Origin of the sequence: Kribbella voronezhensis (assembly GCF_004365175.1) — a bacterium.
Classification (GTDB): Bacteria; Actinomycetota; Actinomycetes; order Propionibacteriales; family Kribbellaceae; genus Kribbella; species Kribbella voronezhensis.
The window spans coordinates 1,977,057-1,989,499 of the sequence record NZ_SOCE01000001.1 but is presented as its reverse complement, the minus strand read 5'-3'; the positions used below and the strand labels follow the sequence as shown (position 1 = coordinate 1,989,499).

Below are 12,443 nucleotides of genomic sequence, written 5' to 3'. Positions count from 1 at the left end.
CGCCGTTGCTCGTAAGGTGGTGGAGTTATGACGATTCAGGCTGAGCGGACCCGGGTGGTCACGCCCGACGGGGTCCGGTTGCATGTTGAGAGCACTGGTTCGCCGGACGCACCGGTGACGGTCGTGTTGGTGCATGGGTGGACTTGTTCGGTGCGGAGTTGGCATCACCAGTTGAGCGGGCTGCCGCAGGTGCTGGGGCCGTCCGCCGTACGAGTGGTGGCCTACGACCATCGAGGACATGGACGGTCCGAGGCCGCGCCGGTCGGGTCGACGCGGATCTCCCAGCTGGCGGACGACTTTCTCGCGGTGCTGGACTCCGTCGTGGGTGAGGGGCCGGTGGTTTACGCCGGGCACTCGATGGGTGGGATGACGTTGATGGCGCTGGCCGATCAGCGACCGGAGTTGTTCGGCTCGCGGATCAAGGCGGCGGCGCTGGTGAGCACGTCGTCGGGCCAGATCTCGTCCCGGGCCTTCGGACTGCCGGCCCGCTTCGACGGCGCCGCGGCCGTGGTTGCCCCACGCGCGATGCAGTTGGCCGGCGAGCGGATGGAACGTCGCGCGCAACGGCGTACGGCGACTGCCCGGGGCGCTGCGGAAGTCGCCGAAGCCGGCGTCGCCGCAGCGGAGACCGCCGCAGCGGAGACCGCCGAGGCGGAGACTGCCGCAGCGGAGACTGCCGAGGCGGTGGAGGCTGCCGCGGCGGTGGAGGCTGCCGCGGCGGAGACTGCCGCGGCGGTGGAGGCGGAGACGCGGCAGCGCGCAGTACGGGCGTTGTTGCGGGAGCTCGGGCCGGGGTTGCGGCGGCCTGCGGTTCGGCGGCTGGTGTTCGGGAAGAAGGTCGATCCGGCCGAGGTCGACATCCTGCTGGCGGATCTGGCGGCGACGCCTGGCCGTTCGTACAGCGGCTTTTTCGAGGCGATCACTCAGCACGACCTCGGGCACGCGCTGGACGTGCTGTCGGACATCCCGGTCGAGATCATGCACGGCACCCGCGACCGCCTGCTTCCGCCACGGCACGCGAACCGGATGGCCGAACTGCTCCCGAGCGCGCGGCTGTGGATGTACCCCGGCGCCGGCCACATGCTCATGCAGGAACGCCCCCGAGACGTCACCCACCGCCTCGCGTCGCTCGCCCGGAAGGCCCGGGAGCTCTGACTGGGTAGGGGCGGACCCCCAGGCCATCAGTAAGCCGGTTTCTGTGCCTCCCCCCGACGCTCGCCCGCCGGGCGCCGGGCGAGCGCGGCGAGTACTGATGGCCTGGCGGTCCGCCGTGATGCGCACCACCGACGATCCGGGGCCGAGCCCCTAGGCTGGCGGGGTGCAGAACCTCCTCTCGGATCTTGTGGTCGTCGATCTCACCCGGGCGTTGGCGGGGCCGCAGGCGGCGATGATGCTGGGGGATCTCGGGGCGCGGGTGATCAAGGTCGAGACGCCGGCCGGGGGTGACGACAGTCGTGGGTGGGGGCCGCCGTTCGCCGGGGCGGAGGACGAGCGGGAGTCGACGTACTTCCTGTCGGCGAACCGGAACAAGGAGTCCGTCACCGCCGATCTGAAGTCGGTCGAGGGCAAGGAGTTCCTGACCAGGCTGGTACGGCGGGCCGACGTACTGGTGGAGAACTTCCGGCCGGGGGTGCTGGATCGGCTCGGATTCTCCAACGAGCGGTTGCACGAGCTGAATCCGGCGCTGGTGATCTTGTCGATCACCGGGTTCGGGCACGACGGGCCGGATGGTGGGCGGGCCGGGTACGACCAGATCGCGCAGGGTGAAGGCGGGCTGATGAGCATCACCGGCGCGGTCGAACCGACCAAGGTCGGGGTGCCGATCGCGGATCTGCTCGCGGGGATGTACGGCGCCTACGGGGTGCTCGCCGCGTTGCACGAGCGCGACATCACCGGCAAAGGCCGAGTCGTTCGGACCAGTCTGCTGGCGTCCGTGGTGGGAGTGCACGCGTTTCACGGGACGAAGTGGACGGTCGCGGGAGAGTTGCCGGAGCGGGTGGGGAACCACCACGCGCAGATCGCGCCGTACGGGATGTATCGCACGCGCGACGACATCGTGCAGGTCGCGGTCGGTAGCGAGGGGCAGTGGCGGACGTTCGCGCCGCTGGTCGGGCTCGATCCGGCCGATCCGCGGTTCGCGGTCAACTCTTCCCGGGTGGCGCATCGCGATGAGCTGACGGCGGCGATCGAGGCCGCGTTCGCCGCCGAGTCGGCCGATGTATGGCTCGAGCGGCTCGCGGCGGTCGGGATTCCAGCGGGGAAGGTGCGCGATTTCCAGCAGGTGTACGAGTGGGAACAAACGCGCTCGCAAGGCTTGCTCATCGACGTCGACCATCCGACCCTCGGCCGGATCCAGCTCCCTGGCCCACCGTTGCGCTTCGACGACAACCCGTACGCCGGTGCGCGCGAAACCAACCTTCCCCCGCCGCGCCTGGGTGAACACACCGCCGCCGTCCAGGCCTGGCTGGACGAAGACGCCTGAGCCTGCCGGCGGTCCAGCCTTTCCACCGTGGTCGAAAAGCTGCCGGGAGGCGGGTGGCCCCGCCTAGGCTCGGTGCGGGTCGAGACTGCGCAAGCGGTTGGCTGGTCTCGATCAAGGGGTCGGGTGGGGGTCAGGGGGTTGACGGGTCGCGGAGCACAGGTCTAGCGTCCGGGAAATCGATTACTCGCCCGATCGCGGAGGTGTCATGGCCGAGGTCGCCGCGCTGGTCCGGATGTCGGGGATCGGCAAGCGATACGGCGGCGTTCACGCCTGCCGGGAGATCGACTTCAGCCTGGGCGCGGGCGAGGTGCACGCGTTGCTGGGCGAGAACGGCGCCGGCAAGAGCACGCTGATGAAGATCCTGTCCGGCGACGTCACCGACTACGACGGCCGGATCGAGCTCGACGGCCAACCGGTCACCTTCGCCGGTCCCACCGACGCGCAGGCCCGGGGGATCGCGATGATCCACCAGGAGCTCGACCTGGTCCCCGGCCTGTCGGTCGCCGACAACATCTTCCTCGGCCGCGAGCTCCGCACCCGCCGGCGGACGGTCGATCGCCGCCGGATGGAACGCGAAGCGCGCGCGCTGCTCGAACCCAGCGGCGTTCACCTCGATCCCCGCCGCCCGGTCGGTGAGTTGCGCGTCGGCGAACAGCAACTCGTCACCATCGCCAAGGCGATCTCGCTCGACGCGCGAGTACTGATCATGGACGAGCCGACCTCGGCACTCACCACCACCGAGGTCGAGCGCCTCTTCGTGGTGATCCGCGAACTGCGCCGCGGCGGCGTCGGCATCGTCTACATCTCGCACCGGATGGAGGAGATCGCCCAGGTCGCCGATCGCGCGACCGTACTGCGCAACGGACAGTTCGTCGCCAGCTTCGACCCGCGCAAGCTGACCACCGCCGAGGTCGTCGAGGCGATGGTCGGTCGCCCGGTGCAGACCATGTTCACCACACCCGACGCCGCCACGGGCGACGAACTCCTCCGCGTCGAGAACCTCGCGATCAAGCCGCGCCGCCCCCGCCCCGGCCGGCGCGACCCCGACGGCATCTCCTTGTCGGTGCGCGCCGGCGAGATCGTCGGTCTGGCCGGATTGCTCGGCGCCGGCCGGACCGAGCTGCTCGAGACCCTGTACGGCGTGGCGCCGGGCGGGGTGCGTTCGGGGCGGATCGTCCTGCAAGGCAAGGAGATCCAGCCTCGCGGACCACGGCACGCTCTGAGCAACGGGATCGGGTTCGTCCCCGAGGACCGGCGAGCTTCGGGCTTGGTGCTCTTCCACTCGATCCTGGCGAACACGGTGGTGTCGAGCCTGCCGGCGTACGGGCGGTTGGGGGTGATCGCGCGTCGCCTGGAGCGGGCGGCGTCGGTGCGGATGGCGGATCGGTTGCGGCTGAAGTTCGGGCGGCTGCAGGACGACGTCGGGACCTTGTCGGGCGGGAACCAGCAGAAGGTCGTCTTCGGGCGGATGTTGCTGACCGAGCCGAGGCTGCTCCTGCTCGACGAACCGACCCGCGGGGTCGACATCGGCGCGAAGGCCGAGATCTACCGCCTGCTGGGCGAACTGGCCGGCCAGGGGATCGGCGTACTGCTCGCATCGTCGGAACTGCCCGAACTGGTCGGCGTCTGCGACCGGGTCGTCGTACTGCGGGACGGTCGCGACGTGGCGTCGTTCAGTACCGCGGATTCGGGCGAAGGGGATCTGCTCGCTGCCGCGATGGGAGAGAGCGCTGTGTTCGAAGAGGTCGGAGGGTCGCAGTGACAAACGCACAAGGCAAGCCGGTAACCGACGAGCGGTCTGTCGAGGTTGTCGGGGAGCGGTCGGCGGCTGAGCCCGGAGCCGGAGCCGGGGCCGCGCCGACGGCGATCGCGGAGAGTTCTGGTGGCGTGGTCGCGTCGCTGTTCCGGTTCCAGAGTGTGTTCGGGCTGCTGGCTGTGTTTGTCGCGGCGATCATCTTCTCGCCCCGGCGCGACGGCGAGATCCTCTTCGTCAGCGCGGACAACCTGGCGAACGTCGTCCGGGCGGTCTCGGAGATCGGCATCATCGCGGTCGGGATGACGTTCGTGATCCTGATCGGCGGGATCGACCTGTCCGTCGGCGCGGTCCTCGGCCTGGCCGCGGTCGGCTCGGCGGTGCTGATGGTCGAGAGCGACTGGGGTCTCATCCCGTCCGTCGTTCTGGTGCTTGCCGTCGGCCTGGTTTTCGGCGCTCTGCAAGGGATTGCGACGGCAATGATCGGGATCCAGTCGTTCATCGTGACGCTGGCCGGCTTGCAGATAGCCAGGGGACTGGCCCGGATCTGGTCCGACGGGCAGGGCATTGCGATTGCCTATGGCAACGGTCCGCACGAGGCGCCGGACTCCTTCGCCGTCCTGGGCGAGCGGACGTTCGGCGGGCTGGTCCCGATTCCGGTACTGATCTTCGCCGTCGTCGCGATCGCGGCCGTGGTGTTCCTGCGGGTGAGCGCCTTCTCCCGTCATCTGTATGCCGTGGGAGGTAATGAGAAGGCGGCCCGGCTGTCCGGCGTACCGGTGGTTCGGGTGAAGGTCGCCGTCTTCGCGATCTGCGGGCTGCTCGCGGCGTTGGCCGGCATCGTGCACGCCGTCCAGCTCAACCAGGGCAGCCCGAACGACGGTCAGGGGTACGAGCTCGACGCGATCGCCGCGGTGGTGATCGGTGGCACCAGTCTGGCCGGCGGGCGCGGGTCCGTCGCCGGAACGGTGGCCGGCGCGCTGCTCCTCGGCGTACTGAACAACATCCTTGCCCTGAACAACATCGACTCCAACATCCAGCTGCTGATCAAGGGACTCGTGATCGTCGCCGCGGCCGCGCTGCAGCGACTCCGCCCCACTTCCTGAAAGGCTCGTCATGCGAAACCTGAACCTGCCCCTGGCCGCCGCGGCCGTCCTCGCCCTCGTGCTGGCCGGCTGCGGGACCACCAACGAACGCACGTCCGACAACCCGCAGGCCGCCAGCTCCAAGAAATGCAAAGGTGCCGACGGCAAGTATGTGATCGGGATGAGCCAGGCGAACGTCGCCGAACCGTACCGGCAGCGGATGGACGACGACATCAAGGCCGCGGCGAAGGACGTGCCGCAGTTCGAGGTGAAGTTCGCCGACGCGGCACAGGACAACGCCAAGCAGGTGGCCGATGTGGAGAACTACATCACCCAACAGGTCGACCTGCTGATCATCAGCCCGAACGAGGCCAAGCCGCTGACCGCGGTGGTGAAGAAGGCGTACGACAAGGGCATCCCGGTGCTGGTGCTGGACCGCAAGGTCGAGGGTGACGTGTACACCGGCTTCATCGGCGGCGACAACGTCGAGATCGGCACCCAGGCCGGCAAGTACATCGCCGAGAAGCTGCTGCCGAACGGCGGTAATGTGGTCGAATTGAAGGGCCTGGCCGGCGCCACCCCGCAGGCCGAGCGGCACGAGGGCTTCCTGGCGGGGATCAAGGAGAACCCGAAGGTCAAGGTGATCGCGGCCGCGAGTGGCGACTGGCTGCGGGAGAAGGGTCAGGCGCAGATGGACGCGCTCCTGAAGGCCAACCCGAAGATCGACGTCGTCTACTCCCACAACGACCCGATGGCCGAAGGCGCCTACCTGGCCGCCAAGGCGGTCGGCCGCGAGAAGGAGATGAAGTTCACCGGCATCGACGCCCTGCCGATCCCGTCCGGCGGCATCAAGGCAGTCGAGCAGGGCCGGCTGAGCGCCACCTTCACCTACCCGACCAACGGCAAGGAAGCCATCGCCGCCGCCAAGAAGCTGCTGGTTGATTGCGGGACCATCGAAAAGACCCAGACCCTCCACACCCGCCTCATCGACAAGTCCAACGCAACCCAGATCTACGCCGAGGAGAACCCGAACGGGTGATGAGCTGGTACTCCGCCCACGCAGCTTCTGCGTCGCTGCTCCCCACCCCCCAGCTACGGCGCTCCTTCGTCGCCCTCCGCTGCCTCGCTCGGAGCGGAGGGCGACGGCCGGAACTGCGTGGCGGGCGGACGCCTGCGCGGATAGCAATCTGCTCTTGCTCAGATCGGTCACCCGTAAGCGCCTGCCCTATCTTCTGACGCAACAGCTCTGAGTCGGCGGCGGTCACGCCTTTGCGGGAGCTGGAAGCTCAACCAGCTGCAGATGCTGAGGCAACCCGGTCTCGGCTAGGCGGAACCGATGGCGAGGACCGTGAAGCCGGCTTCGCAGCAACGCACGGTCGCTGACCAAGGCAGCGGAGGTGCGACGAAGGAGCGCCGTAGCTGGGGGTGGGGAGCGGCGACGCAGGAGCCGCGTGGGCGGGTTACCTCCGCGAGCTCCCGCGTTCTATCAAGCGGGCGCCCAGTGTGGTGGTTGACGGTGGGCGGGTGTTGTCGGTGATTCTTGCCAACAGCAACCTCGCGGCGACGGTGCCGATTTCGTACGCCGGTTGGGCGACGACCGACAGAGGTGGGTCCACGAGCTCGGCCCACGGGGCGTCGTCGAAGGCGACGAGGCCGACGTCTCGGCCCGGGCGAATCCCGTGCTCCTGGAGCGCACGCAGTACGCCGACTGCCATCGCGCTGTTGGCGATCAGCAACGCATCCGGCGGCTCAACCTGACCCAGTAGTTCCACGGCGGCCCGGTAGGCGCCGGTTGCCTTGTACTCCGTACGCCGCACCAGCTTCGTCGTACTGCGCCGCTTCGCGGATTTCAGTGCATCCCGGTACCCCGCGAGCCAGTCGTCCGCGGTACGGACTCCGACAGGGCCCGTGATGCACCCGATGCGTTCGTAGCCCTGGGCAACGAGGTGCGCGGTGGCCTGGCGAGCGGCGAGTCGGGTGTCGACGAGGACGACATCGCTCTCCTGGGAGGGCAGCGGCCGGTCGACGGCGACGAACGCCGTACCGCGATCCGCCAGCTTGCCGACCGACGACGTCGTGGCGGTGGGGGACAGGATGACGCCGGCGACCCGCTCCTGGATCGCGATGTCGATGTAGCGGTTCTCCTTCTCCGCGCTCTCGTCGGAGTTGCAGAGCACCACCGAGTAGCCGACCTCGTGGGCGACGTCCTCGACTCCGCGCGCGATCGCGGTGAAGAACGGGTTCTCCACGTCGGAGATGATCAGCGCGACCACGGCGGCCTCCTGACGGCGCAGGTTCCGGGCCGGGCCGTTCGGCTGGTAGCCGAGTTCGTCGGCGGCCTTCTGCACCCTCGCGACCAGTTCGCGGTCGACCGTGGACTTGCCGTTCAGGGCCCGCGACACGGTGGCCGTCGAAACCCCTGCCCGGGCCGCGACATCGCTGATCCGTGCCACCGCGCCTCCCTTCGCCTGGGGCCACCCTAGCGGGCGGGTAATGGATTACCCAGTGAGTGCGAGTGGACGCAACGTACGGAACCTCCGGCCGCCGGTGCGGACGTGAGAAGATCGCGGGCGTGACTGCCTTGCCGAGTGTTTCCTACTCCATCACCGTCCGCCTCGAGGTCCCCGCGGGTGGCTCGACGGTGAGCAAACTGACGACCGCGGTCGAGCAGGCCGGCGGCCTCGTCACCGCGCTCGACGTGACCGCGTCCGGCCACGAGCGGCTCCGGATCGACGTGACCTGTGCGGCCGCGGACACCGAGCACGCCGGCCGGCTGGTCGAGGCGATGCGCGCGGTGCCCGGGGTTGAGATCGGCCGGGTCTCCGACCGGACCTTCCTGATGCACCTCGGCGGCAAGATCTCGATGGAGGCCAAGCACCCGATCCGCAACCGCGACGACCTCTCGATGATCTACACCCCCGGTGTGGCCCGGGTCTGCCTCGCGATCGCGGCCAACCCCGACGACGCCCGCCGGCTGACAATCAAGCGCAACAGCGTCGCGGTGGTCACCGACGGTTCCGCCGTCCTCGGTCTGGGCAACATCGGCCCGAAGGCCGCGCTGCCGGTGATGGAGGGCAAGGCCGCGCTGTTCAAGCGGTTCGCCGGGATCGACGCCTGGCCGCTGTGCCTGGACACCCAGGACCCGGATGCGATCGTGCAGATCGTGAAGGCGATCGCCCCCGGCTTCGCGGGCATCAACCTGGAGGACATCTCCGCGCCGCGCTGCTTCGAGATCGAGGCCCGGCTGCGCGAGGAGCTCGACATCCCGGTCTTCCACGACGACCAGCACGGTACGGCGATCGTCGTCCTGGCCGCGTTGTTCAACGCGTTGCGGGTGGTCGGCAAGGACATCAGCGAGGTCCGGATCGTGCTGTCCGGCGCCGGCGCGGCCGGTACGGCGATCCTCAAGTTGCTGATCGCGGCCGGGGTGAAGGACACGATCGTGGCCGACGTCGCCGGTGTCATCCACCTCGAGCGCGACGGGTTGTCGCCGGAGCTGCGCTGGATCGCGGAGAACACCAACATCGCGAAGTACAGCGGAGACCTGAAGGGTGCGCTCAACGGAGCCGACGTGTTCATCGGGGTGTCCGCGCCGAACATCCTCACCGGCGACGACATCGCCACGATGAACGAGAACTCGATCGTCTTCGCGCTGGCCAACCCCGACCCCGAGGTCGACCCGGCCGCCGCGCACGAGCACGCGGCCGTCGTCGCGACCGGCCGGAGCGACTTCCCGAACCAGATCAACAACGTCCTGGTCTTCCCCGGTGTCTTCCGGGGCCTGCTGGACGCGCAGTCGTCCAAGGTCTCGATCGAGATGGAGCTGGCGGCGGCCAAGGCGCTGGCCGGCGTCGTCACCGACGACGAACTGAACGCGGACTACATCGTGCCGAGCGTGTTCCACCCCGAGGTGCACACGATGGTGGCCCACGCCGTACGGGACGCAGCCGGGGGCAAGGCTCCGGCCGCCGAGCAGTTCCCGGACGACTCACCCGCGCTGTAATGCGGGTGGGCCGGGCAGAACTCTTGTGGCGGGTCGGCTTCGTGCTGGCCTGCCTGCTCCACCTGTACGGCGTGTACTCGCCGGAGCAGGCCGGTCCTCAGGTCACTTTCCCGGAGGCCGACAAGCTCGCCCATCTGTTGCTGTTCGGCTCGGTCGCCTTCCTCGGCCTGCGCGTCGGCGTACCGTCTCGCTGGCTGCTCGGAGCACTGGTCGCCAACGCCGTGGTCAGCGAGCTCGTCCAGCACTTCCTGCTGCCGGATCGCAGTGGCGATCCGCTCGACTCGGTGGCCGATCTGGCCGGCGTCGCGCTGGGGGCCTGGCTCGGCTTCCGGGTCCTGCGGTCCAAAAAGGTTGCCGGGCACGACATGATGGAACCATGACGGCCTCGACCCTGACCGGTTCGCTGCTGATAGCGACACCGCTGCTCGACGAGCCGCCCTTCCGCCGCTCGGTGATCCTGCTGCTGGATCACGACGAAGACGGCGCACTCGGGGTGGTGGTGAACCGCGCTGCCGACCTGGAGGTCGAGCGCGTGCTGTCCGACTGGTCGACGACCGTGACCGAGCCGGGCGTCCTGTTCATGGGCGGTCCGGTCGGTACCGACAGCGCGCTCGCGGTCGCCGAGGTGATCGAGTCCGCCGACCCGCCGGGCTGGCGGGAGTGCTTCGGCCGGATCGGCTTGATCGACCTCGACGTCCCGCCGGCGCTGCTCGAAGGGGCGATCCAGCGGATGCGGATCTTCGCCGGATACGCGGGCTGGAGCAGCGGTCAGCTGGAGGGCGAGATCACCGAGGGCGCCTGGTACGTCGTACCGTCCGAGCCCGACGACGTGTTCAGCCTGCAACCCGAGGGGTTGTGGCGGCGCGTCCTGCACCGCCAGCGCGACCAGATGGCCTACCTCGCGACGTACCCGGACGACCCGACCCAGAACTGAGCCGCCCGCGTACGCCGTCCGTCGGGCTACTCCTCGCCGCCGTCGCCACCCTCGTCGTCGGGGTTGAGCGAATCCCAGATCTCCTTGCACTCCGGGCAGACCGGGAACCGCTGCGGGTCGCGGCTCGGCACCCACACCTTGCCGCACAGGGCGACCACCGGGGTGCCCATCACCATCGCCTCGGTCAGCTTGTCCTTCGGCACGTAGTGCGAGAACCGCTCGTGATCGCCCTCGTCCAACTGCGGCTTGGTGCGCTCGTCGACGACCGTCTCCGCGCCGGGGCTCAACTGAGTACTCATGCCCCCGAGTGTAGGCGGCCCGCGCGCCCGACTCCCGAAGTTTCTCCCCAGGCGATCACAGGCGATCACAGGCCATCACAAGCGACGCCCGGCGATCAGCCGAGCCGGGCGTCGCGGACGAGCAGGGCGGCCTGGACCCGGTTGGTGAGTCCGAGCTTGGCCAGGGCACGGCTGACATGCGCCTTGACGGTGGTCTCGCGCATGCCGAGTTCGCGGCCGATCTCGGCGTTGGACAGGCCGCGGCCGACCGCTTTCATCACCTCCAGTTCACGGTCGGTCACCACGGTCAGGCGGCGGCGAGCCTGCGCGGAGTCGGTCCGTTCGGCGAACTCGTCCAGCAGCCGGCGGGTCACCGCGGGCGCGAGCATCGCCTGGCCGTCGTGGACCACGCGGACGGCAGCGGCGAGTTCGGTCGGCGGGGTGTCCTTCATCAGGAAGCCGACCGCGCCCACGCGCAGCGCACGGTGGACGTATTCGTCGAGGTCGTACGTGGTGAGCATGACCACCTTGGGCGGATCCGGTTCCGCGGTGATCCGGGCTGCCGCGGCCAGGCCGTCGAGGCGGGGCATCCGGACGTCGAGAAGGATCACGTCCGGACGGTGCCTGCGAACGGCGGCGACCGCCTCGTCCCCGTCGGCGGCCTCCGCGACGACACCGAGGTCCGGGGCCGCCTCGAGAATCCGCCGCAGCCCGGACCGGATCAGGTGTTCGTCATCGGCCAGCACCAGCCGGATCATCGCAACGGCACCCGGGCCCGGACGACGAACCCGTCGCCGGCCGGCCCCGCGGTCAGTACGCCGTCGACCAGCGCGACCCGTTCCCGCAACCCCAGCAAGCCGTACCCCGAACCGGCGGCCACGCTCGTCGACGTACCGCCCGTGTTCGAGATGACGACCTCGACGGCGTCCCCGTAGTAGCCGAGGGTGACCTCCACCTCGGCGCCGGGCGCATGTTTGTGGACGTTGGTCAGCGCCTCCTGGGTCACGCGGTACAGGACGCGCTGAGATGTGTCGGACACCCGCACCGGCTCGCCGAGGTCGTACCGCCGGACCACCAACCCGGTTGCCCGGGACGACTCCAGGAGGGAGTCCAGGTCGACCAGCGACGGCGGCGGACCGAGCACGGCGGCGGATTCGTTCGGAGTTCGCAGTACCTCGACCACCTCCCGGAGGCCGGCCAGCGCCTCACGGCCGGTGGACCTGATCAAGGCGGCCGCCTCCGCCGTCGTACGGTCGGGCGGCTGGACTTCCAAAGCGCCGGCATGAACCACCATCAGCGCGACCTTGTGTGCCACGACGTCATGCATCTCCCGAGCCAGGCCGGCCCGCTCGGCCGAGCTGGCCCGTGCGGCCAGGGCCCGCCGCTCCCGCTCCCGCTGAGCCGCCTGCTCCACCAGACCCGCCGCAAGCTGTCGCCTCGCTCGCACCCACAAACCGGCCATCGTCGGCAGCGCGACGACCACAGCCGCGAGGATCACCAGTTGCGACGCCGGAACCGGGTCCCCCTCGACCAGCAGGTCGTTGCCCAAGGCATCGAGTACGACGGGAAGTCCGGCCAGCGCGGCGTACGCGGTCAGCCCGGTGGCGATCACCCGGGTCGGCCGGGGCGAGCTCACAGCCACGTAGTAGCAAGCGACCATGACCAGCGGCCAGACCGAGAAGACCAGCGTTCCTGCCGCGGCGGCCACCAGGAGCGGCCAGACCGTCCGGCGGGCCAGGGCAGCGGTCACGCCGGCGACGAGCGCGGCGAACCCGATGCCGATGGACCAGCCGTAGTCGACCACGACGAAGCCGGCGATCACAGCCCCCAGGACGAGGGGCACCGCCCGCTCGTGCCAGGGCTCGGTCTCCATGAATCGAGCGTAGGCCCGGAACGGCCGACCGCGAT

General features: G+C 69.5%; 12 protein-coding genes. 8 read left to right on the top strand and 4 right to left on the bottom strand.

From position 1 onward, the window contains the following. Positions 1-27 precede the first annotated feature (27 nt). The 5 genes from EV138_RS08890 (at position 28) to EV138_RS08870 (ending at position 6,359) form a co-directional block, all read left to right on the top strand. Positions 28-1,155, top strand: a complete 1,128-nt coding sequence (locus EV138_RS08890) for an alpha/beta fold hydrolase (RefSeq protein WP_166678535.1) — start codon at positions 28-30, stop codon at positions 1,153-1,155. A gap of 163 nt (positions 1,156-1,318) precedes the next feature. Then, entirely contained in the window at positions 1,319-2,482 is a 1,164-nt protein-coding gene (locus tag EV138_RS08885; protein WP_133977916.1) for a CaiB/BaiF CoA transferase family protein, read from the top strand. Between the two features lie 205 nt (positions 2,483-2,687). After that, a complete protein-coding gene (locus EV138_RS08880; protein WP_133977915.1) occupies positions 2,688-4,244 on the top strand; it encodes a sugar ABC transporter ATP-binding protein in 1,557 nt (518 codons plus the stop codon). Beyond that, a complete protein-coding gene (locus tag EV138_RS08875; protein ID WP_238158026.1) occupies positions 4,241-5,341 on the top strand; it encodes an ABC transporter permease in 1,101 nt (366 codons plus the stop codon). The genes EV138_RS08880 and EV138_RS08875 overlap by 4 nt, the downstream gene beginning before the upstream one ends. Positions 5,342-5,351: 10 nt before the next feature. Continuing rightward, positions 5,352-6,359, top strand: coding sequence for a substrate-binding domain-containing protein (locus EV138_RS08870; protein WP_133977914.1), 1,008 nt, complete (start codon positions 5,352-5,354; stop codon positions 6,357-6,359). Between the two features lie 421 nt (positions 6,360-6,780). On the opposite strand, the gene EV138_RS08865 is transcribed toward EV138_RS08870, so the two are convergent. After that, positions 6,781-7,773: a LacI family DNA-binding transcriptional regulator gene (locus EV138_RS08865; RefSeq protein ID WP_133977913.1), complete on the bottom strand. Its 993-nt coding sequence runs from the start codon at positions 7,771-7,773 to the stop codon at positions 6,781-6,783. Positions 7,774-7,892: 119 nt separating this feature from the next. Between EV138_RS08865 and EV138_RS08860 the strand changes: the two genes are divergently transcribed. Genes EV138_RS08860 through EV138_RS08850 form a run of 3 tightly spaced genes read left to right on the top strand, consistent with a single transcriptional unit; the run spans position 7,893 to position 10,257 of the window. After that, a complete protein-coding gene (locus EV138_RS08860) occupies positions 7,893-9,323 on the top strand; it encodes an NAD-dependent malic enzyme (protein ID WP_133977912.1) in 1,431 nt (476 codons plus the stop codon). A 5-nt stretch (positions 9,324-9,328) separates the two neighbouring features. Beyond that, a complete protein-coding gene (locus EV138_RS08855; RefSeq protein ID WP_238158025.1) occupies positions 9,329-9,703 on the top strand; it encodes a VanZ family protein in 375 nt (124 codons plus the stop codon). Further along, a complete protein-coding gene (locus EV138_RS08850) occupies positions 9,700-10,257 on the top strand; it encodes a YqgE/AlgH family protein (protein ID WP_133977911.1) in 558 nt (185 codons plus the stop codon). The genes EV138_RS08855 and EV138_RS08850 overlap by 4 nt, the downstream gene beginning before the upstream one ends. A 26-nt stretch (positions 10,258-10,283) precedes the next feature. Here the strand turns inward: EV138_RS08850 and EV138_RS08845 are convergent, their stop codons facing one another. The 3 genes from EV138_RS08845 to EV138_RS08835 form a co-directional block, all read right to left on the bottom strand. Continuing rightward, a complete protein-coding gene (locus EV138_RS08845; protein WP_112247051.1) occupies positions 10,284-10,556 on the bottom strand; it encodes a DUF3039 domain-containing protein in 273 nt (90 codons plus the stop codon). A 95-nt stretch (positions 10,557-10,651) separates the two neighbouring features. Beyond that, entirely contained in the window at positions 10,652-11,293 is a 642-nt protein-coding gene (locus EV138_RS08840; protein ID WP_133977910.1) for a response regulator, read from the bottom strand. Beyond that, complete coding sequence (locus EV138_RS08835) at positions 11,290-12,408, bottom strand: sensor histidine kinase (RefSeq protein ID WP_166678534.1); 1,119 nt, start codon at positions 12,406-12,408, stop codon at positions 11,290-11,292. Before EV138_RS08835 ends, EV138_RS08840 begins: the two co-directional genes overlap by 4 nt. Between the last annotated feature and the right edge of the window lie 35 nt (positions 12,409-12,443).